The organism is Bacillus cereus group sp. MYBK216-1 (genome assembly GCF_051916495.1).
Lineage (GTDB): Bacteria > Bacillota > Bacilli > Bacillales > Bacillaceae_G > Bacillus_A > Bacillus_A thuringiensis_K.
The window spans coordinates 288457-311331 of sequence record NZ_JBQAGT010000004.1 but is presented as its reverse complement, the minus strand read 5'-3'; the positions used below and the strand labels follow the sequence as shown (position 1 = coordinate 311331).

Sequence of the window (22875 nt, the reverse complement as noted above, 5' to 3'; positions counted from 1 at the left end):
CCTCGGTGTTTTTTTACTTAAACCATCCTTTTTTATAAAACCAGGCCATCATTCCCCCGCCAATTAGTGCCATGATAAGTAGACAAATAAAATAACTATATTGTCCACCAAGCTCTGGCATATGCGTAAAGTTCATTCCATATACTCCCGCAATAAATGTTAATGGCATGAAAATAGTCGAGAATACAGTTAATGTTTTCATAATGTTATTCATATGATGTGAGTTTAATGAAAAATAACTATCCCTAATATCTGCTGTTAACTCTCGGCTTGCCTCAATCATTTCTGTTAGTTTAAGCAAATGATCATGTATATCTTTAAAGTAAATTTCATGATCGCTTATACCGTAAAAACGAGTCGAATTTAAAATACGATATAATAAATCACGCATCGGAATGATTGTACGCCTTAGCTTTGATAAATCTGCACGTATATCAAATACCTCTTCTAATACACTTCCTGCTGTCTCCCCCGTTAAATTATCATCAATTGCATTTAAATGATCCTCAATGTAATATACAGGCGCAAAATAGTCATCTACAATTTGGTCGATAATTGTATGAGCTACGTGTAAAGGACTATTTTTAATACGCTTCTTTTCTCCAAGTGTTTTCCATACTCTTTCGATTGCATTGTTATGAGAAAAGTGGAAAGAAACAATATAACGATCACTAATAAATAAATCGATTTCGTGCGGTTCTAGTCCATCTTCCCCAAATGCATGAAGAACTAAAAAGTTATATCCATCGTAAAAATCAACTTTTGGCCTCTGTACATATTCTATACAGTCTTCAATTGCAAGGGGATGGAACTTAAAATGGTCTTGCAGAATATATGTATACTCTTCTTTCGTTGGCTTATATAAATCTAGCCAATACCATACAATATGGTCTTTCTTTGTTTCTTCTAGAGAAACATCATATAATACTTCATCTGTTTTTGTTACTGCACAAATTCTAATCATAATTTCACCCATTATTATTATAAACAAAAAATAGTAAAAAAAGCCAAGGAGAAATCTCCTCAGCTTTTTTTATTACTTCGTTACGATACCGTGTACTAAAGTTGGTGCATCTACGTGTTCTTTAGAGATCTTCATGTTCTCATAAATTTTCGCTTTTACATCTTCAACATTTTCGCGGTTTGCGTAAATTGTAACAAGAGATTCACCTTGCTTCACGCTATCGCCTACTTTTTTGCGCAGCATTAGACCAACTGCTAAATCAATTTCAGACTCTTTCGTTGCACGTCCTGCTCCTAAAAGCATTGCTGCTGTTCCTATTTCGTCTGCAACGATTTCTGATACATATCCGTCTTCTTTCGCTTCCACTTCAATTTTAAATTGTGCTTGTGGCAATTTAGAAGGGTCATCAACAACAGATGCGTCGCCGCCTTGCGCTGATAAGAACGTTTTAAATGATTCTAGCGCTTTTCCGTTGTTCATTACTTCAATTAGCTTTTCACGTGCATCTTCTAAAGATGAAGCTTGTCCAGCAAGGTACACCATTTGACTTCCAAGTGTTAAACATAGCTCTTCTAAATCTTTCGGCCCTTTACCTTGTAATGTATCAATTGCTTCTTGAACTTCTAATGCGTTACCGATAGCTTCACCGAGTGGTTGACTCATATCAGAAATAACTGCCATCGTATTACGACCAACGTTATTACCGATGCGTACCATTGCTTCTGCTAAACGTTTTGCATCTTCATCCGTTTTCATAAATGCACCTGCCCCAGTTTTTACATCAAGAACAATTGCATCTGCACCAGCAGCAATTTTTTTACTCATAATCGAACTTGCAATAAGCGGAATTGAGTTTACTGTTGCTGTTACATCACGAAGTGCATATAGCTTTTTATCAGCAGGTGTTAAGTTACCACTTTGGCCGATAACAGCGATTTTATTTTCATTTACAAGACGCATGAATTCATCGTTTTCAATTTCCACATGGAATCCTGGAACTGCTTCTAATTTATCAATTGTACCACCAGTATGTCCTAAGCCGCGTCCAGACATTTTCGCTACTGGTACATCTAAAGCAGCTACTAATGGACCTAATACAAGTGTCGTTGTATCACCAACACCACCTGTTGAATGCTTATCTACTTTTACACCTTCAATAGCTGATAAGTCGATTGTATCACCGCTATTTACCATTGCCATCGTTAAATCCGCACGCTCTTGATCGTTCATATCTTGGAAGAAAATTGCCATTGCAAGTGAACTTACTTGATAATCAGGAATATTACCATTCGTATATCCTTCAACAATAAAGTTAATTTCTTCTGTCGTTAATGCATGTCCGTCACGTTTTTTTGCAATTAGGTCCACCATTCTCATTGTGAAGTCACCCCTTCATTTGTTTTACGATTGCTTTTACTAATGCTAAGAAGTTAGCTTTAACACGTTCTGTCGTTTCAATTACTTCATCGTGGTGAAGTGGTTGATCTAAAATACCAGCTGCCATATTTGAAATACAAGAAATACCTAATACTTTCATACCAGCATGACGCGCTACAATTACTTCAGGTACTGTTGACATACCAACTGCATCTCCGCCAAGTGTACGAAGCATACGAATTTCAGCAGGTGTTTCATATACAGGACCTGTCATTCCTACGTATACACCTTCTTGTACTTTAATATTTAAGTCTGCTGCAACTTGTTTCGCCATTTCGCGAAGTTCTACTGTATATGATGTAGACATATCAGGGAAACGTACGCCCATTTCAGAATCATTTGGTCCGATTAATGGATTCGTACCCATGAAGTTAATGTGATCTGAAATTAACATAAGATCGCCTGGCTCAAATGATGTATTTACACCACCAGCTGCGTTTGTTACAACTACTGTTTCTACACCTAGTTCTTTCATAACACGAACTGGGAATGTTACTTTTTGCATGTCGTATCCTTCATAGAAGTGGAAACGTCCTTGCATTGCTACTACTGTTACACCTTGAAGTGTACCAAATACTAGTTGACCTGCATGGCCTTCTACAGTTGATACTGGGAATTCAGGGATTTCACTGTAAGGTACTGTTACTGCGTTCTCAATTTCGTCTGCTAATACACCTAGTCCTGACCCAAGGATTAGTCCTACTTGTGGTGTCTCTTGAAATTTCTCTTTTAAGTATGAAGCTGATTTTGTAATAAGTTCACGATTCATTTGTTTATCCCCCTATTTCTTTAGCTCGTTTAAGAAGCTTGTTCCGTATTCTGGCATTTTCACACCGAAGTTTTCTGCTACTGTTGCACCAATATCAGCAAATGTTTGACGAAGTGGTAACTCTTGTCCGCCTTCTTTCATGCTTGGGCTATATGCTAATAATGGTACATATTCACGTGTATGGTCAGTACCAGGGTGAATTGGATCATTACCGTGGTCTGCTGTAATTAATAATAGATCATCTTCTTTTAGTTTTGCGAATACTTCTGGAAGACGTGCATCATATTCTTGCAGAGCTTCTCCGTATCCTTGTGGATCACGGCGGTGGCCGAATAATGCATCAAAGTCAACTAAGTTTAAGAAGCTAAGACCTGTAAAGTCCATATTTAATGTATCTACAAGCTTATCCATTCCATCCATGTTAGACTTCGTACGAAGTGATTCAGTTACCCCTTCACCATCATAGATATCAGAGATTTTACCGATAGCAATTACATCGTAGTCACTATCTTTTAATTCATTCATTACTGTACGGCCGAATGGTTTTAATGCATAGTCATGACGGTTTGGTGTACGTGTAAAGTTTCCAGGTTCACCAACGAATGGACGAGCAATAACACGACCTACCATGTATTTCTCATCTAATGTTAATTCACGTGCAATTTTACAGATTTTATATAACTCATCAAGTGGCACTACTTCTTCGTGTGCTGCAATTTGCAATACGCTATCAGCAGAAGTATAAACGATTAAAGAGCCTGTTTCCATTTGCTCTTGACCAAGTTCATCAAGAATCTCAGTTCCAGAAGCTGGCTTATTACCGATAATTTTACGGCCTGTTTTTTCTTCTAATTCATCAAGTAATTCTTTCGGGAATCCTTCCGGGAACACTTGGAATGGTGTATCAATGTAAAGGCCCATGATTTCCCAGTGACCTGTCATTGTATCTTTACCAGTAGATTTCTCTTGCATTTTTGTGTAATATCCAAGTGGTTTCTCTACTTTAGAGATACCTTTCATTTCTCGAATGTTACCAAGACCTAATTTCACCATGTTAGGCATTTGTAACCCATTCATATGTTCAGCAATGTGACCAATTGTGTCAGATCCTAGATCACCAAATTGCTCAGCATCTGGTGCTTCACCGATTCCCACAGAGTCCATTACGACTAGGAATATACGTTTATATTTATTCATAACTGCGACCTCCTATAAGTTCAGTTCTACTTCTTGTAGTATGTTCAAAACGCTATAAAGTGAAACTGTTATCCAAAAGAATTCTCATTGTCAAACAGTACTTCTTTAAATCATTTTCTAACCTATTTCGTTTACTTGAAACGATTCAAAAACATTTCTAGTTTTTTCTAAGTCAGATGTCAGACATCTGATACTGATATCATAACATGTTTACGCTTTCTTTTTAATACATTTTCGTAGAATTTCTCATTTTCTTCACACTTCTATTGTAATCCATTCTGCAACGAAGTGCTAATTTTTTTATGATTTATTTCTTCATATTAAAAATAAAAAGTAGCTCTAAAGAGCTACTTTTTATTTTACTTCTACCGTTTCTTCTTTATGTTCATGCAATTCGCCTTTTCTTACATGTACTTTCACTTTGTAAGCACCGTTCTCTTTGAAAGTATGTTTCGTTTCATACTCTCCTTTATTCCCTTCTTTCGCTGGAATAAATTCGTGTTTTTCAACACCATCTTTCCAAATCTCTAGTTGTACTTCAGCACCAGTTAATGCTTCTTCTTTTTGCTTCAAATGAACTTTCATTGTAGATTCAGCATTTGCCTTTATGTCTCCAGCCATAAGATGGATCATTGTGTCACTTTTATGATCTCCATGTCCTGCACTGTGATCACTATTTTCTTTTTTCGCATCTTCTACTTTCGCATTTCCTACAGCAACTTTTACTTCTGGCATAACGTGCATTTCACGTGCATTTGTGTGAGCGATAATATGGTATACTCCATCCGTTTCGAATGTTTTCTCGACTGCATAAACACCTTTCCCTTTATGCTTACCATCTAACATCTCGTGTTTTTCGTCGCCATCTTTCCAAATTTCAAACTTTACATCATCAGCATCCGTTACTTTTTCTTTTCCTTGTGTAACAAGTGCTTGTACTTCTGTTTTTTCACCTGGTTTAATTTCTTTCGGATTTGTTTGGACTGCTACTTTTACAGCTTCAAGTTTCTGTTCTTTTTTCGGCTCTTCTTTGTTTGTATTACAGCCAGCCAATGCTAGCATCGCGATAAATAAAGTCATAATCAGTTTTTTCATCATCATTTCCTCCTTTATACTTTATTTAGTATAGAGGAAATACATTGTAATATTCCAGTCTTCTGCTGAAAACAATATACGAAATGTTTGTGAAGTTTCTGTGAAACAGTCTTCCCCTCTTAATCTATAAAAAAAGAGCATAGTAACTATGCTCTCGGATGAAACTGTTTATATACATCTTTTAATCTAGTTTTTGAAACGTGCGTATAGATTTGAGTCGTTGAAATATCTGCATGTCCAAGCATTTCTTGTACAGCACGTAAATCTGCTCCATTTTCTAATAAGTGCGTAGCAAACGAGTGACGCAACGTATGAGGTGTAAGCTCTTTTTCAATATTTGCTTCTTTCGCTAATCGTTTTAATATTTTCCAAAATCCTTGTCTTGATAATCGATTACCATGATGGTTTAAAAAGAGTGCATCTACTACTTTTTTCCCCATTAATTCTCTTCTTCCTTTTTCAATATACTTTTGAATCGCTTCCGTTGCTAAACTTCCTAGTGGAATAATTCTTTCTTTATTCCCTTTCCCTATGCAACGAACAAATCCCATCGTTAAATGTACATCTTCTAAATTGAGTGCAATCAATTCTGAAACACGAAGTCCTGTCGCATACAGTAACTCTAGCATCGCCTTATCACGAATCCCAAAAGCACTTGTCATTTTTGGTGTTTGAAGTAACGCCTCTACTTCATCAACTGATAATACTTTTGGTAATTTCCGTTCCCCTTGTGGCGTTTCAATATGTACGGATGGGTCGTGTTCTACCGCTCGTTCACGCAGTAAAAATTGGTGGAACGAACGAATTGATGCGATATGACGCGCCAATGTTTTCGAAGATTTTCCGTTCTCTTTTAAATACTGCAAAAAGTTAACAATGTGTAAACGGGTCACTTCATGAAAAGTTTTCGTCTGTTCCACATTTTGCAAATACTTTATGTAGCTTTTTAAATCCCGTTCATAAGATACTACTGTATTCTTTGCTAATCCTTTTTCGACAACCATATAATGAATAAAATCTTTTAATTGATCTTCCACTCTACACTACTCCCCATTTTCATAGAAAAACATCATTCTATTTACGAAAGCATCCTTTGCCGGTTCTTCATTCCCTGATACTTTTTCTACAGTCTCTTCTTTAGGTTTTTCATAACGATGATAGCTTTCATATTCTTCATTTATCCATAGTATAGCGAAATAAAACAAAATCGTACAACTTGTAAATAATAAAAATACTTTTATTCCATCAAAAGTTAATTTTAAAGCTCGGCGCATTGTAAATTCCTCCAAAATATAAGTTATTACAACATATGCCAAGCTTTCACCTATTTATACCTTATTCAAATAAAAAACCTCTTCCTAGATAAATAGGAAAAGGTTATTTTTCATCCGTTTCATTTTCTTGACAATTTTTACAAATCCCATGGAATGTTAAACGATGATCTTTCACCTTAAAGCTCCAGTCTCGTTCTACTTTCCTTTCCACTTCACCAAGTAAATCTTCTTGTATTTCTTGTACAGCACCACATTGTGTACAAATCAAATGATGGTGGAAACGCTGCGCACCTTCTTGGCGTAAGTCATAGCGTGAAACACCGTCTCCGAAGTTAATCTTATCGACAACTTTTAACTCAGATAATAGTTCTAAAGTTCGATAGACGGTTGCTAATCCGATCTCTGGCGACTTTTCTTTTACAAGGAGGTAAACATCTTCTGCGCTTAAATGATCTTCTTCATTTTCTAGCAGCACACGAACTGTTGCTTCACGTTGCGGTGTTAATTTGTAGCTCGCTGCATGTAATTGCTTCTTAATTCGTTCAATTCTTTCTTCCATTCGGTACTACTCCCTCCTCGCCACTCTTACACCATTATATCAGAAGAAGGGCTTCTGTCAAAAGAAAAAACAATAAAAACAAATTGATAATTATTCTCAAAAAGTATTTATTTTTTATTAATAGCCTCAACGACTTCTTTCATTAAAACTGGTGATGCGTAAGCCTCCACACTAGAAGCAAGTGCTAACACCACTCCAATTACGAGAAAGAAGCATGTATAACGGATTAATAATGGTAATAGTGGTTCGGTTATTTTTCTAATAAATTGATGCCTAATCATCCGTAAAGAAAAACTTGCAGCAATGGTTGTCATAACGAGAAAGACTGGAATGATAATTAAATTTTGTGGCAAAACAGATACAAATGCTAATAATAGTCCATTCCATCCATGCTGACTTACTAAAAAACCAACTGTAAATCCGACGACAACTCCTTTTACAAATAATAAAATAAAAATAAGTGGTAATCCAATAATTGAAATTCCTAAAATCCAAATAAATCCGATGTATTTTAATTGCGAAAAGTAACTTTCTCGAAACATTTCGCCCGCAATGGCAAATTCTCCTTTAGAGACTTGTCCAAAAAAACGTTGTAAATAAAATGATAAATCTTGTTTTTGATTGATTTGTAAACTATTCACAAGAATGGCTCCGAATATTACTCCCATCAATAATAAAACAGCGTTAAATATATATAATGAAGAGTTTTCCTGTATGTGAGACATTACACGGTCTTGCCAATTTTTTCGCCACATTTTTCTTCCCTCCGTTCACGCTCTTATTAAAAATGTATGAAAGAAAGAAAAAAGTATGACGAATTAGCATTGAAATTCCGCTCTACTTTGCTAAACTAAAAAGTAGAGAATAGGAGGGATTTCTCTTGAAACCATTATTATTAGATTTTCCAACATTATTTCAAACTGAACGCTTGCAAGTTCGTAAACCATTTCCAGGTGATGGTGCCGAAGTATATGAAGCAATCCAAGCTTCTCTAGAAGACTTAGTACCGTGGATACCAATTAACGCTGAAACAGAAGAGAGTGCTGAAGAAATTGTTCGCGAAGCTCACGGACAGTTTTTACTTCGTGAAACACTTGATTTTCACTTATATGATAAAGTATCTGGTACATTCATCGGAGCAATTACACTAAAGCCTGAAAACTGGGATATTCCAAAGTTTTCACTTCACTTCTGGCTACATAGTGCCTATACAAAACAAGGCTATATGACCGAAGCTGTTAAAGGTGCGATTCAGTTCGCCTTTGATAAACTAGGCGCTAGAAGAATTGAAATTCGTACTGATGCAACAAATATAAATGCATGTAGCTTAGCAGAACGTCTAGAATTCATTCTAGAAGGTACAATGGAAAATGATTTCCTAGCACCAGATGGTAGCTTACGTGATGCACGTGTATATGCAAAAATCAATTAAAAAACACTCGCCTTTGGCGAGTGTTTATCTTTGTAGTTGTAAATATTGTACTGCAAACATCGTCTTCGCATCATGAATACGAAGATCTTTCATAAGAGTAATCGCTTCTTCTAACGATACTTCCATTAATTCCACAAACTCATCTTCATCTAACTCAGCTTTATTTTCTTTTTTTGTCAAACCTGTCGCTTTATATACATATAAAATTTCATCTGCGAATCCTGGAGATGTATAGAAAGAAGTAATGAGCTCCATATTTTCACATACATATCCTGTTTCCTCTTCTAATTCACGAACTGCTGTCACCTCAGGTTTTTCACCGGGTTCTAACTTGCCGGCTGGAATTTCTATAATCGCCTTTTCAAGCGCTTTACGATACTGCTCAACAAGTACCATTTTCCCCTCATCAGTAATAGCAATAATAGCAACTGCACCAGGGTGATTTACAATTTCACGTTTACTCATTGCTCCATTTGGTAATACTACATCATCAACACGAACTTTTATAACTCTACCATCAAAAATTGGCTCAGTTTTTACTGTTCTCTCTGCAAGATTACTCATACTACTTCATCTCCCTGTTCTATTTCCTATTCTTTCCTCATACATTTTACCACATTGAAAGGAGCGTGATAGAAATGAAAGTTTATATTTTAACAAATCGCGTCACTTTAGTCGGAAAAGCATGGCAAATTCGCCATAAGCTAAAACAATATGGCAAAGAGTATACAACTGTACAAGAGTGGATTACAGCAAATAAAAAGTAAACGTTTGTCAACCTCTTTTCCCTTTCGTACAATAAAGGTAAGGAGGTTGAACTATGAAAAAACGTCAATTAGGAAACTCAGATTTATTTGTGACAGAAATGGGACTTGGCTGTATGTCTCTCGGTACATCTGAAACAGAAGCCCTGCGTATTATCGATGGAGCAATCGATTTAGGAATCAATTTTTTTGATACAGCAGATTTATATGATTACGGATTAAACGAAGAATTTGTTGGAAAAGCATTAAAAGGAAAACGAAACCAAATTGTTCTTACAACAAAGGTTGGAAATCGATGGACAGAAGAAAAAAACGGCTGGTCCTGGGATCCTTCTAAGAATTACATAAAGGCTGAAGTGAAAGAAAGTTTACGTAGACTTCAAACTGATTATATTGATCTTTATCAACTTCACGGCGGAACGATTGAAGATCCTATAGATGAAACAATTGAAGCCTTTGAAGAATTAAAAAAAGAAGGTATCGTTCGCCATTACGGTATTTCTTCTATACGTCCAAATGTCATCCGTGAATATGCACAACGTTCAAATATCGTTAGTGTACTAATGGAATATAGCCTTTTAAATCGTCGTCCAGAAGAATGGTTCCCCCTTCTGAATGAACACCAAATTAGCGTCATTGCCCGCGGGCCACTTGCAAAAGGAATTTTAACTGACAACAATGCAAGAAAAATAGAAAGAGTAAAGGAAAAGGATTATCTCTCTTATTCTTACGATGAATTACATACAACTCTAGCGAGTGTAAAAGAAACGATTGGAGAGCGCTCTTTAACAGGAACAGCTATTCAATATTGCTTACATAATAAGACTGTTGCAGCTGTTATACCTGGTGCAAGCTCTATTCAACAATTACAAGAAAATGTACAGGCTAGTAAACAAACACAGTTAACAACAGAAGAATATATACAGCTTCAGCAAATCGCTAAATGTGATACCTACGCTTTACATCGTTAAAAAGACGCTACCAGTATGGTAGCGTCTTTTTATAACGTATCATATTTATCAGGATTCGTTCCTACATGTAAATTACGATTTAACGTATTAATTTGAGTCATCTCTTCTTCCGTTAGTGAAAAGTCAAAGATAGAAAAATTCTCCTGAATGCGAGATGGTGTAACAGATTTAGGAATGGTCACAATCCCGCTTTGAATATCCCACCTTAATATAACTTGCGCAGGTGTTTTTTCATATTTAGTAGCAATGGCCTGAATAATCGGGTGCTGAAATACTTCTCCGCCTCTCATTAATGGACTCCATGCTTCCATTTGAATTTGCTCACCTTGACAGAAATTACGCAACTCAAATTGCGTCAACATCGGATGAAGTTCCACTTGGTTTACCATCGGCTTTATTTTGCAATTAGGTAATAGCAGTTCTAAATGATGTTTATGGAAATTCGAAACACCAATCGCGCGCACTTTACCTTCTTCATACAATTTCTCCAAAGCTCGGTACGTATCAACATACTTCCCTCTTACCGGCCAATGTATTAAATATAAATCTACATAGTCCATTTGTAATTTTTTCAAACTCTTTTCAAACGCCTCAAGTGTTTCCTCGTATCCTTGATCGTCGTTCCAAACTTTTGTTGTAATAAAGATGTCTTCTCTCGGAATTCCTGATTCACGAACCGCTTCTCCGACACCGCTTTCATTTTCATATACAGTTGCTGTATCAATCGAACGGTATCCAACTTCTAACGCTGTTTTTACTGCTTGTTTTACTTCGTCGCCTTCTTTCGCTTTATAAACGCCTAAACCAATCATCGGCATTTTTACGCCATTATGAAGTGTAGTTGTTGGAATGTGCACAGTCGTCTCCCTTTCATTATTACATTTTTTATAAGCCACTACTTTATTTGAACAAGATTCAACCAAAAAGTCAAAACATATGTACAGTTTACATAATAAATTTATACATATTCAAAAATAATGCGAACTCATTCATTCACGTTATTTTCTATCCATTTCTTCGCTTTTTCATCAACATTACGTTCAAACTCAGTTTTCCCTTCTGAATATAACGCACCATCATATGTATACTTTTCAGCTAATTCTTTCTTTAAAGTTGCATATGCCTCAGCTTCTTCACAATGAGCCATCATATAATCACGAAATGCTAAATGCCTTACTATCTCTGGATTTCCTTTTTCAAACACGTGTAAATGATACGAGCGTTTTTCTTCAGTTCCATGAATAAAATACCGGCGTCTTGGAATACCATTTTCCCCTTTTACGATGTAACCAAGCTCTATAAATCGTTCATTCCACCTATCTACTCTATCGATACTCTCTACTTCCATAATCATATCTATAATTGGTTTAGCTGCCAGTCCTGGCACTGACGTACTTCCAATATGATGAATTTTCACTGTTTCTGGCATCGCAGATTTTAATCTTTCAGCCTCTATTTGAAACTTTTCACCCCAATGATTTTCATGCGGAACAACTACAATTTTTCTCATTCTAACTCCCCTTTTCTTACAAGCTCGTCAAAAAAATGATCAGCGTTATTTCACTGATCATTTTCGTTATTATTTAAAGTCTTTCCAAGTAAGGTTACTTTCACTTAACAGTTCTTCAAATGATTTATTCTTTTCACGTTCTTTTTGTTCTTGACGCTTTCTTTCCAGTTCTGCTGCCTCTTTTTTCTCTTCTCTCACTTGCAATTCTTTCTTCTTACTCTTTAATTGCTGCATAAGTGAATCGTTTAATTGATCACCTAATGTAAGAGATTCTTTCTTTGGTTGATTCACTTGCGATTGTCTTTGCATTTGTCTTTGTTTCTTTTTCTTCATGCTGCTCACCTTTTACTTTTTTCTCCATTATAGTAGATACACCATGAAATCGACAACAAAAAAGGGACGTTACTCTATTATTCACTTTTTGTAAATATGTTAATTTTTCGAAAAAACTAAATTTTTATATAGATATAATCCTATGAATCTATTAAAATTATGTCGTATGATGTCAGATTATAAAAAAAGGAGAATTATATTATGTGGAAAAAAATCATTCCTGCTGTTGCCGTTTTAAGCACCATTACTTTTTCAACCGTATTCGCCGCTCCCCCATCTCAGAATCCAGCTGAACAAAACCGCTACATAGACGTACAAATGCTTGGTATTAATGATTTCCATGGACAACTAGATACTGTTAAAAAAATCAATAATAAAGAAGCTGGTGGCGCTGATTACTTAGCTACTTATTTAAAAGAACATAAAAAACAAAACCCTAATACACTTCTCGTACATGCTGGTGATATCGTCGGAGCTAGTCCACCAGTTTCAGCATTATTACAAGATGAACCGACGATTGAATTTTTAAATGACTTAAAATTTGATGTCGGTACAATCGGGAACCATGAATTTGATGAAGGCATTGATGAAATGAAACGCCTCATTTACGGTGGATATCATGAAAAAACAGGGAATTTCAAAGGTGCTAACTTCCCCTATGTAGCTGCTAACTTCTATAACAAATCAACTGGCCGCTTATTTTTACCACCATTTACTATAAAAATGGTAGATGGTGTTCCTGTAGGATTCATTGGGGTTGTTACAACTGATACACCAAATGTCGTTATGCCTACGATGCTTAAAAATGTACAAATTACTGATGAAGTAGAAGCAATTAATAAATCAACACAACAATTAAAACGCCTCGGCGTTAAATCTATCGTCGTTCTTGCTCATGTCGGTGGAACAACCGATGAGTCTGGGATAACAAATGGCGATCTTACTCGAATTGCAAATGAAACAGACTCAGAAGTTGATGTTATTTTCGGTGGACATAGTCATACGTATGTAAATGGTACAGTAAATAATAAACTAATTGTCCAAGCAAATTCATACGGAACGGCTTTCTCAGACGTGGATGTAACAATTGATCGTAAAACAAAGGATATTGTAAAGAAAAAAGCTGAAGTTGTTACAACGTATCATGAAGGTGTAGAACCTGATAAACAAGTAAAGAAAAAACTAGATCAATATAAAGAAAAAATCGCACCACTTGTAAATGAAGTAGTCGGAAAATCTACAGCACCTATCGACCGTAAACAAAATGATGCTGGTGAATCCACTCTTGGAAATTTAGTTGCCGATGCTCAGCGTCAAACGATGCAAACCCAAATCGCCCTCATGAATCCTGGTGGCATTCGTAATGACTTAGATGCTGGTGATATTACGTGGGGTGAGTTATACGGCATTCAACCTTTTGGAAATCAATTGATTAAAGTAGATTTAACAGGTCAAGACATTGGCGATATTTTAAATCAGCAATGGCAAAAAGGAACAACAAGAATGCTTCAAATTTCAGGTATTCAATATACGTGGGATGCAAATAAACCAAACGGTGAAAAAGTTACAAATATACGTTTAACAAACGGAGAAGAATTATCTCCATCTACAACGTATAGCGTAGTTGCAAATGCCTTCTTAGCTTCTGGCGGTGACGGATTTGTATCATTTAAAAATGGTAAAAATGCAGAAACTGGTCCAAACGACTTTGAAGCGTTAGTCGATTACGTAAAACAATTAAAAGAACCCATTCAGCCAGTTATTGATGGAAGAATTCAAAAAGTAAATTAAGTGTTTCTCTAATAATAAATTTCATTTTTCACACCATAAAGGATTTGTACTGATCCTCTATTTTATACGTAATATACATCATAAAAAGGATACTCGTTCTTCCAATGAACATAGTATCCTTTTCTTTAGTTATCAAAATGTGATGCTTTGTCAACTTCATATTGCTGTAAAAATTGTTGCAACGCTTCTTCTACAAGTTTAGATTTTTGAATTCCTTTCGATTCTGATATAAGGTCCAATCTTGCTAATATTTCTGTATTAATAGAAAAGGTTCGTCTCTTTTTCTCTGTACTTTTACTCACAATTGGTGCAATTACTTCTTCTCTTTTTCTTAATAACTCATAAATGCTTTGTAATTGCTCATAAATTAATAATTGATAATCTGTTTTCTCATATTGAAGGGCGGTCGCTTCTTGGAGTTGTAAGTGACGTGGTTCTTCTCCATCTCCTACAAAAATACGTTTCTTCTGCTCTCCATCATATTCATATCCAATCAATCTTAATTTCTTCGATAATGTATACGGGCTTATTTCAAGACGCTTTGCTATAATAGCGATGGATTCCCGTCTATTTAAACCATCTATAATTTCTCCAATCGTCACAATTTCCCTCCTCCCGTGTTGAAATGACACTAGTATGGTATGTTACAATGATTTTCTAACAGTATATGCAAAATGAATAGCCTGTGCGATTCATACGATTTCACAAAAGGAGGTTTTCAATATGCTTTTTCGTAGCTACACCCCTCAGTTCTATAACGAAAACAAACAACTCATTCCTAATAGTATCGCTACGATAGAAAGCGTTATGATTAATAATCGAAAACAAACTCTCCTTATGCGTGGGCAAAACGTAGAGCAGCCTATTTTATTATGCTGTCACGGCGGACCTGGGATGGCACAAATCGGATTTATTCGCCATTTTCAAAAAGAATTAGAGAAGCAATTTATTGTTATTAATTGGGATCAGCGCGGGGCTGGTAAATCCTTTTCAATGAAAGATTTCGGAGCAAATTTCACAATCGAACAATTCGTTTCCGATGCAAAAGAAGTGATTCAATATGTACTTAAAAGGTTCAACAAACAAAAACTATTTCTCGCTGGTCATTCTTGGGGAAGTATTATTGGGCTTAACATAGCACATCAATATCCAAAGTATATCCAGGCTTACATCGGTATTGGGCAAATTGTACATATGAAACAAAATGAAGAATTGCTATATCAACATTTAATTCATTCTGCCAAAAAACATGATCATAAAAAAGCATTAGCTTCCCTTTTAAAATTAGGCAAACCACCATTTTTAGATACGAGACGTCTCATTATTCAAAGAAAGTGGCTTGGCACATTTGGAGGCGCAATCCAAAACGGATCTTCCTTCTCTTTCATACGAAAAGGTTTCTTTTCTCCTGAGTATACGCTATTAGATTGGTTCAAGTTTCTCGCAGGAAATTTAAAATCTGGCGTTTTATGGGAAGAAATGCTGACAATCGATTTCTTTTCTTCTATCTCAAGTTTATCTATTCCAGTTTATTTTTGTTCTGGTCGCTATGATTATCAAACTCCTTATGCACTCGTTCAGGAATATTGCGATATTATTGAAGCGCCTATAAAAAAGATGATCTGGTTCCCAAATTCAGCACATTCTCCTGATTTAGAAGAACCAGAATTATTCGCCAATTCTTTGCAATCAATTAAACAAGAGCTAGCTTTTCAGCATTAGTAACAAAAGGCTCTTTTACATTTCATAGAAAACATTTTATAATAATATGTCGCAAGTATGTATAAACATAGCAAAATGTTTCATATTTACTTGTCTTAACAGAATAAAAATTTAGGGAGATTACATTTATTATGAACGCTGTACTCGTCGCAGTAGCAATTATGCTATTGCTTAGTTTGTTACGTGTCCAGGTCATTGTCGCCATCATTGTTGGAGCTTTAACAGGCGGAATTATCGGCGGACTCGGTATCTCAGAAACAATTAACACTTTTACAACTGGTCTTGGAAACAGTGCTCCAATCGCTTTAAGTTATGCAATGCTTGGTGGTTTCGCTATTTCCCTTTCCAAAACAGGACTTCCAGATGCTATGATTCAAACTGCATTAAAATGGATTGGCAATGAACAAGACACGAAAAAACAAGTTTATTCTAAAATACTTATTTTATTCATTATTTTAACGATGGCTTGTTTCTCACAAAATGTGATTCCTGTTCACATTGCTTTCATCCCCATCTTAATTCCAGCACTTTTAAAAGTATTAAATGAGCTGAAAGTGGATCGCAGACTTGTCACATGTATTATTACATTTGGATTGATTACTCCTTATATGTGGATCCCTGCAGGGTTCGGAAAAATTTATCATGACGTATTACAAACCAACGCTGCGCAAAGCGGCCTTACATTCGATGTCACACTTATTCCAAAAGCAATGACTATTCCAGCAATCGGTATGATTATTGGATTATGTGTAGCGGTATTCATTACGTACCGAAAACCTCGTACGTATGAAACAGAACAAATTCATACTACCGAAAATGAAATCGTTCCCTATACAAAACGTAGCATTACTTTCGGGTTATTATCTATCATTGCTACATTAACTGTTCAATTAACTACAGAATCAATGATTTTCGGTGCTTTAGCAGGTATTATCGTCTTATCAGTTAGTGGCAGTCTACCACTTAAAGAAGCAGATGCGATATTAACAAGCGGAATGCGTATGATGTCCTTTATTGGCTTTGTTATGATCGCTGCCGCTGGATTCGGCGCTGTTCTTCGAAAAACAGGACATGTTGAATCTCTGGTGCAAACGAGTGCACATATAATCGGAAATAACAAACCACTCGCTGCATTTCTTATGCTCGTTATTGGACTTCTCGTCACGATGGGAATTGGTTCATCCTTTTCAACCATCCCTATCTTAACAACCATTTTTGTACCTCTTTGCATTCAGCTTGGATTTAGTCCAATGGCCACAATTGCAATTATCGGTACAGCCGGAGCGCTAGGTGACGCAGGATCTCCAGCATCGGATAGTACCCTTGGACCAACATCCGGTTTAAATGCTGATGGTCAGCACCATCATATATGGGATACATGTGTACCCACTTTTCTACATTACAATATACCGTTACTTATATTTGGCTTTATTGCCGCAATTACATTATAAAAAGGTGCGTATAAAACGCACCTTTTACTTTTTTATTTTTCCTTTTAATTGTTGAAAAGCTACTTTTCCGTTATCTTTGACACTGCTTTCAATTGTCGATAGTGATGAACCTATCCATTCACACTCTATGCTCCCATTCGGTCCAACAATTTTTAATTTATTTGGTATATGTATATTTAGAAATCTCGCTGACCGAATTAACTCAATAGCAATCTGATCACTTGAGGCTACAATTCCATCTATATACGGATTGTTTTGCAATAATGTAATAAATTGTTTATTTGTATACCCTTGTACACATTCTTCTCGATAAGAGATTCCTTCATCCCAAACAGCGTCTAAAAACCCTGCTATATGATTTTCCATTTCTTCACTTTCTTCTCCCTCACCGAAATATGCAAGAAAGTGACACCCTTTCTCTTTTAATAAAGAAACAGCTCTCTGTCCACTTTCATAATAATTTCCATGTGATTGTTGCTCATCAATCACAACAAACGGAAATGGAATTTCTCCTATACTTTTAAAAACTGCTCTTGTCAAAATAACACCTGCAATATTATTTTGCTTCAGCATATGTATGTATCTATCTTTATTCTCTATATTACAAATAATGATTTGATAGCCTTCTTTATATGCTATTTCCTCAATACAATGTAGCAAAGTGATGTTTGATGGGTTACTTAAATTATCTACAAGTAATGCAATTATCGTTGAATTCTCTTTAAATAGTGGCTTCGCTGCACTGTTTGGCCTATAACGTAATTCTTCAATTGCTTCCTTTACTTGTTTTACTGTGTCCTCATGAACGTATCCTTTTTCATTAATAACTCGTGAAACGGTTGCGACTGAAACACCTGCCAATTTTGCAACATCACGTATAGTTGCCACATCGTCACCCCTTAATATGGTAATAGATTACAATTTTACGGTAACCTAAATTACACTCACCGTCAAGATTAATGACTTATATTTCTGAAAATTGTTACATCATTTCACTAAACGATACTCCAACTGAATTTCATGTAAAATTGGGATATTATCATATCCAATACGTGGAATTTCTTTCTTTATTTTTCGTGCCTCCTCTACCGCATTCACATATAAATTAGTCATTACAAAATTACGTTTTTGGTAAAATCGTAACGCATTCATATTATCATTTGTTGTAATAAGCCAGACCTGGCTGCACCGTTCTTCTTCTGCAACTTGTAATACACAATCCACAAGTTTCGTCCCTATTCCTTTTCTTTCTTCAAAGCTATCCAGCGATACAATTTCGCACATATTTCCGCTCACTTCATACGTTACAATTCCGATTATTCTGTCATCTAAGAGCGCAACAAAACCTGGCAACTCTTCTAACTGATGTCCCTTACCACGTGAAATCATCAATGAACTTCCCCAGTTCTCACACATGAACATTCGGATTGTTTCTTTCATCGCTGACGTAATTTTTTGTATATGCAGCATTTCCTATTTCTCCCCTTTTATATCATTGTGATACAATATAAGTGTATCACATGTAACGGTATTTGGAGGATGAGGTAAAGTATGAAACGTTTTTTTGCAGCATTGTTTACTATACTAGGTGCAATAACTGCCCTTGGGATTTTCTTTACAAATAAAGTGATGTACTTAAAGAAAAAAACAGAGGAAGAAGTACTCGAAAGAGAAACGAAAAAACATTTTCGTATAGAGGATTTTGATGCTCTTCATAAAGAAGAAATTCATATCCCTTCTCAATTCGGATACGACCTTCACGGATATTACATTCCTGCTGGTCACTCCAATAAGTTTATGGTTTTTTGCCACGGTGTAACTGTAAATAAAATAAACTCTGTAAAATATGCAAACTTATTCTTAAAAAGGGGATATAACGTCCTCATTTACGATCATCGTCGTCATGGTAAAACTGGCGGAAAAACAACAAGCTATGGATACTATGAAAAACATGATTTAAAATCCGTAGTTGACTGGCTAAAAAACCGTTTTGGCACCAATATTACACTTGGTATTCATGGTGAATCTATGGGAGCTGCAACACTTCTTCAATACGCAGGACTTTTAGAAGATGGTGCTGATTTCTATATTGCAGATTGTCCTTTCTCTGATTTTCACGGACAATTACAGCACCGTTTAAAGGTTGAATTCCATTTACCAAAATGGCCTTTATTACCTTTAGCAAACGCATTTTTGAAAGTTCGTGACGGTTATACAATTCGTGAAGTTTCACCAATCGACTGTATAAAAAATATTAACAATCCCGTTCTCTTTATTCATAGTAAAGATGACGACTATATTTTAGCTGATATGACAAAAGCGTTATATGAAGCGAAAGAAAATAATAAACAACTTTATATTGCAGAACACGGTGCACACGCTTGCTCTTATAACGAAAATAAAGAAGAATACGAAGCAGCCGTCGATCAATTTTTAAACACCTATGTGAAAGAAACAAAAAACAGGCTTGCATAAGCCTGTTTTTTATTGCGCTAAAACGTCTGTAACTTGTTCCATATTTTCAGAAATCCATTGCATTGCATCATCTAACGTTGGGAATTCTGTCGTTTGAAATGTTACTTCATCTTGAAGTAACCAAACATCCTTTGCCTCTTGCCCTACACCTGCAATGGACCAATGTAACAAACTATATGGATGATTATCATTCAAAAATGATGCCCACGTGCGCTCATTTGCAATATTTCGTAATGTATGTAATTGTTTATCCATCTCTCGTCACCTTACTCTAGTCAGTTATGAAAACTATTATAACACTCTCTTCTTTCTCAAACAAAGTGCTCTTTTTTCCCCGCTATTTGCGGGCAGTAAAACTCTCACCTCAAAATTCGGCTGAAACAAAGAAGTTAGGTGGGAGATTAACTGCCCCTAAAAGCCCGATTGGTTCAACTAATAATTAGTGGGGGATGCCTTCCCCACTAATTAAAGTTTCACTTTATATTGCCAAGCACTTCCCTTGATTATATGATGAAATTAAGCGTTTGGGAAGGAGGGATAACGTTGGCAAAAGTACAAATTAAAGTAAATGATAATGGCTCTTTTCGCGTTACAGGGGACGTGGAATTAGTCGACTCACAAGGGAATGTATTCCCAGCAAAACCGGCATTTTCTTTATGCCGTTGTGGTTTATCAAAAAATATGCCTTATTGCGACGCTTCGCATAAAGGTAAATTCGAGTCTGTTGTTAGAGCACCAGAGGCAGAATAATTTTACATGTGACATGCACATTTTTTTGTGCATGTTTTTTCTTTTTAGCAACTCCGTTATATCCCTTCTCCTTACAACATTTCTAATACTTTTATTTCCATTCCAGCCTGCATATATTTTCACACAATTCTTCACATTCGAATATTTTTTACTAGCCTTTTATTTTTTTTGTGCTATAATTTGAGCAAACAGCATCCTTCGGGGTCGGGTGAAATTCCCAACCGGCGGTGATGAAGTGAAAACTTCTAAGTCCGTGACCCGTTTTCAACTCGAAAACGGTGGATCTAGTGAAACTCTAGGGCCGACAGTATAGTCTGGATGGGAGAAGGATATGTTTCTAGTTTTTTATATAGTGAATACACTTTTATTTCAGTATGCATATTTTTAAAGATTCATTTTGATTCTTTATATATGTTTAATTTTCTATACTTATTTTTTATACTGAAATAAAAAGAGACAACTAGCGTTTAAAAATTCGATATTTTGCTAGGTTTTTTCCTTATGCAGAAATATCAATTATCGTTAGGTTTCTTTCCTATGCTTTCGTATTCAAACTATATTTCTAGAAATCACGTCTCCCAAACCCCAAGGATATTAAATCCTTGGGGTTTTTTGATTTTTTTAGGAGAGGTGAAGAAAATGACAGATCAAGAATATATGAGGATTGCCCTGCAGTTAGCAGAAGGGACATCAGGACAAACAAGTCCGAATCCTATGGTTGGTGCTGTTGTTGTAAAAGATGGAAACATCGTTGGTATGGGCGCTCATTTACGAGCTGGTGAAGAACACGCAGAAGTTCATGCCCTTCAAATGGCTGGTCAGAACGCCAAAGACGCTACCGTTTATGTAACACTGGAACCGTGTAGCCACTTTGGAAAAACACCACCTTGCTGTGAATTGCTCATTGAAAAAGGAGTTAAGCGTGTTGTAATTGCTACTCTCGATTGTAATCCGCTCGTTTCTGGTAACGGAAAAAGAAGATTAGAGGAAGCTAGAATTGAAGTAACTACCGGTATTCTTGAAGCAGAAGCGCTTTTATTAAATCGCTACTTTTTTCACTACATGAAAACGAAACGCCCTTTTGTAACAATCAAAACAGCAATGAGCTTAGATGGAAAAATAGCAACTGTAACTGGTGAAAGTAAGTGGATTACAGGTGAAGAAGCACGTGCTGATGTTCACCAATATCGCCATACACATGATGCAATTCTTGTTGGAGTGAATACAGTTATAGCTGATAATCCTCATTTAACAACAAGAATTCCAAATGGTGGGAAACATCCTATTCGCGTTGTTTTAGATACCCATTTACGAACGCCACCATCTTCTCATGTTATAACAGATGGTTTAGCACCGACATGGATTATTGTCGGTAAGGATGTAAAGAAAGCGAAGATATCTTCTTATGAATCTAAAAATATAGCTATATTCCAAATGGAAACGAAGTATATAGAAATCGAGGACCTTCTTTCCTTTCTTGGAGAGAAACAAATTCTTTCTCTATTCGTTGAAGGTGGCCAATCAATTCATGCAAGTTTCTTAAAAACAAATAATTTTAATGAAATTGTAACCTATATAAGCCCGAAATTAATTGGTGGGAAAGATGCTCCTACTTTATTTGGAGGAAATGGTTTTTCAAAATTACAAGATGCGCTTTCCTTGAAAATTCAAGAGATGAAACAAATTGGTGATGATATAAAAATCGTTGCGAATGCCCGAAACGAGGTGACGAAATGTTTACAGGAATTGTAGAAGAATTAGGAACGATAGCAAACATGCAACAAAGCGGAGAAGCGATGAAATTAACGATTCATGCAAAGAAAATTTTATCAGATGTTCACTTAGGTGATAGTATCGCGGTTAACGGTATTTGCTTAACTGTAACAAGCTTTACAACTACTTCATTTACAGTTGATGCAATGCCTGAAACGATGCAGTCGACATCACTTCGCATGCTTAAACCGCACTCTAAAGTAAATTTAGAGCGAGCAATGGCTGCAAACGGACGATTCGGTGGACATTTCGTTTCAGGACATATTGATGGCATCGGAACGATTTTAAATAAAAAACAACATTACAATGCCGTCTATTACAAAATAGCAATTTCTGATGAACTGCTGCACTATTGTTTGCAGAAAGGGTCCATTGCTGTTGATGGAACGAGTTTAACGATATTTGATATAGACGAATCTTCCATAACGATTTCACTCATCCCGCACACAGTAAGCGAGTCTGTCATTGGAGAAAAAAATGCCGGAGATATCGTAAACATTGAGTGTGACATGATTGGTAAATATATCGAACGCTTTATTACTAAACCTACAAAACGAGTAGGTTCAATGACTGAAAGCTTTTTACAAGAAAACGGATTTCTATAAGGG

The 22875-nt window shown here is 35.9% G+C and carries 27 protein-coding genes and 1 riboswitch; of the genes, 10 read left to right on the top strand and 17 right to left on the bottom strand.

The window, feature by feature from the left end; all coding sequences use genetic code 11:
- Positions 1–13: 13 nt before the first annotated feature.
- The 9 genes from corA to spoIIM all read right to left on the bottom strand — a co-directional run bounded on the left by corA (position 14) and on the right by spoIIM (position 8020).
- Positions 14–976: a magnesium/cobalt transporter CorA gene (gene corA, locus ACTFRH_RS16125; protein ID WP_002000765.1), complete on the bottom strand. Its 963-nt coding sequence runs from the start codon at positions 974–976 to the stop codon at positions 14–16.
- 60 nt (positions 977–1036) lie between these two features.
- Positions 1037–2341, bottom strand: a complete 1305-nt coding sequence (locus ACTFRH_RS16120; RefSeq protein ID WP_001243086.1) for a pyrimidine-nucleoside phosphorylase — start codon at positions 2339–2341, stop codon at positions 1037–1039.
- 7 nt (positions 2342–2348) lie between these two features.
- Positions 2349–3170, bottom strand: coding sequence for a purine-nucleoside phosphorylase (locus ACTFRH_RS16115; RefSeq protein WP_001078446.1), 822 nt, complete (start codon positions 3168–3170; stop codon positions 2349–2351).
- A gap of 12 nt (positions 3171–3182) precedes the next feature.
- Positions 3183–4367 carry a phosphopentomutase gene (gene deoB, locus ACTFRH_RS16110; protein WP_001046079.1) on the bottom strand — a complete coding sequence of 395 codons (1185 nt, stop codon included), beginning with the start codon at positions 4365–4367 and terminating at the stop codon, positions 3183–3185.
- A gap of 354 nt (positions 4368–4721) precedes the next feature.
- The gene (locus ACTFRH_RS16105; protein WP_000733670.1) at positions 4722–5462 is read right to left on the bottom strand and encodes a FixH family protein; all 741 of its coding nucleotides are present in this window, start codon (positions 5460–5462) and stop codon (positions 4722–4724) included.
- Positions 5463–5608: 146 nt separating this feature from the next.
- A complete protein-coding gene (gene xerD / locus ACTFRH_RS16100; RefSeq protein ID WP_000390078.1) occupies positions 5609–6499 on the bottom strand; it encodes a site-specific tyrosine recombinase XerD in 891 nt (296 codons plus the stop codon).
- Between the two features lie 6 nt (positions 6500–6505).
- Positions 6506–6736, bottom strand: coding sequence for a YqzK family protein (locus tag ACTFRH_RS16095; RefSeq protein ID WP_001250432.1), 231 nt, complete (start codon positions 6734–6736; stop codon positions 6506–6508).
- Between the two features lie 103 nt (positions 6737–6839).
- On the bottom strand, positions 6840–7295 hold the full coding sequence (gene fur, locus ACTFRH_RS16090) for a ferric iron uptake transcriptional regulator (protein ID WP_000392657.1): 456 nt from the start codon (positions 7293–7295) through the stop codon (positions 6840–6842).
- 107 nt (positions 7296–7402) lie between these two features.
- Entirely contained in the window at positions 7403–8020 is a 618-nt protein-coding gene (spoIIM, locus tag ACTFRH_RS16085) for a stage II sporulation protein M (protein WP_013142149.1), read from the bottom strand.
- 155 nt (positions 8021–8175) lie between these two features.
- Here spoIIM and ACTFRH_RS16080 point away from each other — a divergent pair, with 155 nt between their 5' ends.
- On the top strand, positions 8176–8727 hold the full coding sequence (locus tag ACTFRH_RS16080; RefSeq protein ID WP_000803479.1) for a GNAT family N-acetyltransferase: 552 nt from the start codon (positions 8176–8178) through the stop codon (positions 8725–8727).
- A 24-nt stretch (positions 8728–8751) separates the two neighbouring features.
- Here ACTFRH_RS16080 and ACTFRH_RS16075 read toward each other — a convergent pair whose 3' ends face one another.
- Entirely contained in the window at positions 8752–9291 is a 540-nt protein-coding gene (locus ACTFRH_RS16075; RefSeq protein WP_000067044.1) for an NUDIX hydrolase, read from the bottom strand.
- A gap of 74 nt (positions 9292–9365) precedes the next feature.
- Here ACTFRH_RS16075 and mciZ point away from each other — a divergent pair, with 74 nt between their 5' ends.
- Together mciZ and lolS are read left to right on the top strand one after the other, a co-directional pair.
- Complete coding sequence (gene mciZ, locus ACTFRH_RS16070) at positions 9366–9494, top strand: Z-ring formation inhibitor MciZ (protein WP_000870306.1); 129 nt, start codon at positions 9366–9368, stop codon at positions 9492–9494.
- 53 nt (positions 9495–9547) lie between these two features.
- Complete coding sequence (gene lolS / locus ACTFRH_RS16065) at positions 9548–10462, top strand: aldo/keto reductase (RefSeq protein WP_000747201.1); 915 nt, start codon at positions 9548–9550, stop codon at positions 10460–10462.
- 29 nt (positions 10463–10491) lie between these two features.
- Here lolS and ACTFRH_RS16060 read toward each other — a convergent pair whose 3' ends face one another.
- The 3 genes from ACTFRH_RS16060 to ACTFRH_RS16050 form a co-directional block, all read right to left on the bottom strand.
- Complete coding sequence (locus ACTFRH_RS16060) at positions 10492–11319, bottom strand: aldo/keto reductase (RefSeq protein ID WP_000548004.1); 828 nt, start codon at positions 11317–11319, stop codon at positions 10492–10494.
- Between the two features lie 128 nt (positions 11320–11447).
- Positions 11448–11972, bottom strand: a complete 525-nt coding sequence (locus tag ACTFRH_RS16055; protein ID WP_001227166.1) for a GrpB family protein — start codon at positions 11970–11972, stop codon at positions 11448–11450.
- 69 nt (positions 11973–12041) lie between these two features.
- On the bottom strand, positions 12042–12305 hold the full coding sequence (locus tag ACTFRH_RS16050) for a YqkE family protein (protein WP_000727559.1): 264 nt from the start codon (positions 12303–12305) through the stop codon (positions 12042–12044).
- 201 nt (positions 12306–12506) lie between these two features.
- Here ACTFRH_RS16050 and ACTFRH_RS16045 point away from each other — a divergent pair, with 201 nt between their 5' ends.
- Positions 12507–14096: a bifunctional metallophosphatase/5'-nucleotidase gene (locus ACTFRH_RS16045; protein WP_000265580.1), complete on the top strand. Its 1590-nt coding sequence runs from the start codon at positions 12507–12509 to the stop codon at positions 14094–14096.
- Between the two features lie 125 nt (positions 14097–14221).
- On the opposite strand, the gene ACTFRH_RS16040 is transcribed toward ACTFRH_RS16045, so the two are convergent.
- Complete coding sequence (locus ACTFRH_RS16040; protein ID WP_000151930.1) at positions 14222–14698, bottom strand: ribbon-helix-helix domain-containing protein; 477 nt, start codon at positions 14696–14698, stop codon at positions 14222–14224.
- A 121-nt stretch (positions 14699–14819) separates the two neighbouring features.
- Here ACTFRH_RS16040 and ACTFRH_RS16035 point away from each other — a divergent pair, with 121 nt between their 5' ends.
- Together ACTFRH_RS16035 and ACTFRH_RS16030 are read left to right on the top strand one after the other, a co-directional pair.
- Positions 14820–15818, top strand: a complete 999-nt coding sequence (locus ACTFRH_RS16035; protein ID WP_000898976.1) for an alpha/beta fold hydrolase — start codon at positions 14820–14822, stop codon at positions 15816–15818.
- Between the two features lie 131 nt (positions 15819–15949).
- Entirely contained in the window at positions 15950–17269 is a 1320-nt protein-coding gene (locus ACTFRH_RS16030) for a Na+/H+ antiporter family protein (RefSeq protein WP_000994810.1), read from the top strand.
- Positions 17270–17293: 24 nt separating this feature from the next.
- Here the strand turns inward: ACTFRH_RS16030 and ACTFRH_RS16025 are convergent, their stop codons facing one another.
- Positions 17294–18157: a LacI family DNA-binding transcriptional regulator gene (locus ACTFRH_RS16025; RefSeq protein WP_000201352.1), complete on the bottom strand. Its 864-nt coding sequence runs from the start codon at positions 18155–18157 to the stop codon at positions 17294–17296.
- Between the two features lie 99 nt (positions 18158–18256).
- A complete protein-coding gene (locus ACTFRH_RS16020) occupies positions 18257–18739 on the bottom strand; it encodes a GNAT family N-acetyltransferase (RefSeq protein WP_000902443.1) in 483 nt (160 codons plus the stop codon).
- An 81-nt stretch (positions 18740–18820) separates the two neighbouring features.
- On the opposite strand from ACTFRH_RS16020, the gene ACTFRH_RS16015 reads away from it, so the two are divergent.
- On the top strand, positions 18821–19744 hold the full coding sequence (locus ACTFRH_RS16015; protein WP_000819229.1) for an alpha/beta hydrolase: 924 nt from the start codon (positions 18821–18823) through the stop codon (positions 19742–19744).
- 9 nt (positions 19745–19753) lie between these two features.
- On the opposite strand, the gene ACTFRH_RS16010 is transcribed toward ACTFRH_RS16015, so the two are convergent.
- Positions 19754–19999: a DUF2552 family protein gene (locus ACTFRH_RS16010; RefSeq protein WP_000360793.1), complete on the bottom strand. Its 246-nt coding sequence runs from the start codon at positions 19997–19999 to the stop codon at positions 19754–19756.
- A gap of 288 nt (positions 20000–20287) precedes the next feature.
- On the opposite strand from ACTFRH_RS16010, the gene ACTFRH_RS16005 reads away from it, so the two are divergent.
- The 3 genes from ACTFRH_RS16005 (at position 20288) to ribE (ending at position 22872) form a co-directional block, all read left to right on the top strand.
- The gene (locus ACTFRH_RS16005; RefSeq protein WP_001151582.1) at positions 20288–20494 is read left to right on the top strand and encodes a CDGSH iron-sulfur domain-containing protein; all 207 of its coding nucleotides are present in this window, start codon (positions 20288–20290) and stop codon (positions 20492–20494) included.
- A 190-nt stretch (positions 20495–20684) separates the two neighbouring features.
- Positions 20685–20828, top strand: a riboswitch (FMN riboswitch).
- A gap of 305 nt (positions 20829–21133) precedes the next feature.
- A complete protein-coding gene (gene ribD, locus ACTFRH_RS16000) occupies positions 21134–22246 on the top strand; it encodes a bifunctional diaminohydroxyphosphoribosylaminopyrimidine deaminase/5-amino-6-(5-phosphoribosylamino)uracil reductase RibD (protein ID WP_000131982.1) in 1113 nt (370 codons plus the stop codon).
- A complete protein-coding gene (gene ribE / locus ACTFRH_RS15995) occupies positions 22228–22872 on the top strand; it encodes a riboflavin synthase subunit alpha (RefSeq protein ID WP_000493906.1) in 645 nt (214 codons plus the stop codon). Before ribD ends, ribE begins: the two co-directional genes overlap by 19 nt.
- Positions 22873–22875 lie beyond the last annotated feature (3 nt).

Coding starts and splice junctions, on each gene's coding strand:
- lolS (WP_000747201.1), top strand. CDS start 9,548: ATGAAAAAACGTCAATTAGGAAACTCAGATTTATTTGTGACAGAAATG.
- ACTFRH_RS16115 (WP_001078446.1), bottom strand. CDS start 3,170: ATGAATCGTGAACTTATTACAAAATCAGCTTCATACTTAAAAGAGAAA.
- ACTFRH_RS16030 (WP_000994810.1), top strand. CDS start 15,950: ATGAACGCTGTACTCGTCGCAGTAGCAATTATGCTATTGCTTAGTTTG.
- ribE (WP_000493906.1), top strand. CDS start 22,228: ATGTTTACAGGAATTGTAGAAGAATTAGGAACGATAGCAAACATGCAA.
- ACTFRH_RS16035 (WP_000898976.1), top strand. CDS start 14,820: ATGCTTTTTCGTAGCTACACCCCTCAGTTCTATAACGAAAACAAACAA.
- ACTFRH_RS16075 (WP_000067044.1), bottom strand. CDS start 9,291: ATGAGTAATCTTGCAGAGAGAACAGTAAAAACTGAGCCAATTTTTGAT.
- ACTFRH_RS16010 (WP_000360793.1), bottom strand. CDS start 19,999: ATGGATAAACAATTACATACATTACGAAATATTGCAAATGAGCGCACG.
- ACTFRH_RS16020 (WP_000902443.1), bottom strand. CDS start 18,739: ATGCTGCATATACAAAAAATTACGTCAGCGATGAAAGAAACAATCCGA.
- ACTFRH_RS16095 (WP_001250432.1), bottom strand. CDS start 6,736: ATGCGCCGAGCTTTAAAATTAACTTTTGATGGAATAAAAGTATTTTTA.
- fur (WP_000392657.1), bottom strand. CDS start 7,295: ATGGAAGAAAGAATTGAACGAATTAAGAAGCAATTACATGCAGCGAGC.
- ACTFRH_RS16050 (WP_000727559.1), bottom strand. CDS start 12,305: ATGAAGAAAAAGAAACAAAGACAAATGCAAAGACAATCGCAAGTGAAT.
- corA (WP_002000765.1), bottom strand. CDS start 976: ATGGGTGAAATTATGATTAGAATTTGTGCAGTAACAAAAACAGATGAA.
- ribD (WP_000131982.1), top strand. CDS start 21,134: ATGACAGATCAAGAATATATGAGGATTGCCCTGCAGTTAGCAGAAGGG.
- ACTFRH_RS16045 (WP_000265580.1), top strand. CDS start 12,507: ATGTGGAAAAAAATCATTCCTGCTGTTGCCGTTTTAAGCACCATTACT.
- ACTFRH_RS16015 (WP_000819229.1), top strand. CDS start 18,821: ATGAAACGTTTTTTTGCAGCATTGTTTACTATACTAGGTGCAATAACT.
- mciZ (WP_000870306.1), top strand. CDS start 9,366: ATGAAAGTTTATATTTTAACAAATCGCGTCACTTTAGTCGGAAAAGCA.
- ACTFRH_RS16055 (WP_001227166.1), bottom strand. CDS start 11,972: ATGAGAAAAATTGTAGTTGTTCCGCATGAAAATCATTGGGGTGAAAAG.
- deoB (WP_001046079.1), bottom strand. CDS start 4,367: ATGAATAAATATAAACGTATATTCCTAGTCGTAATGGACTCTGTGGGA.
- spoIIM (WP_013142149.1), bottom strand. CDS start 8,020: ATGTCTCACATACAGGAAAACTCTTCATTATATATATTTAACGCTGTT.
- ACTFRH_RS16105 (WP_000733670.1), bottom strand. CDS start 5,462: ATGAAAAAACTGATTATGACTTTATTTATCGCGATGCTAGCATTGGCT.
- ACTFRH_RS16120 (WP_001243086.1), bottom strand. CDS start 2,341: ATGAGAATGGTGGACCTAATTGCAAAAAAACGTGACGGACATGCATTA.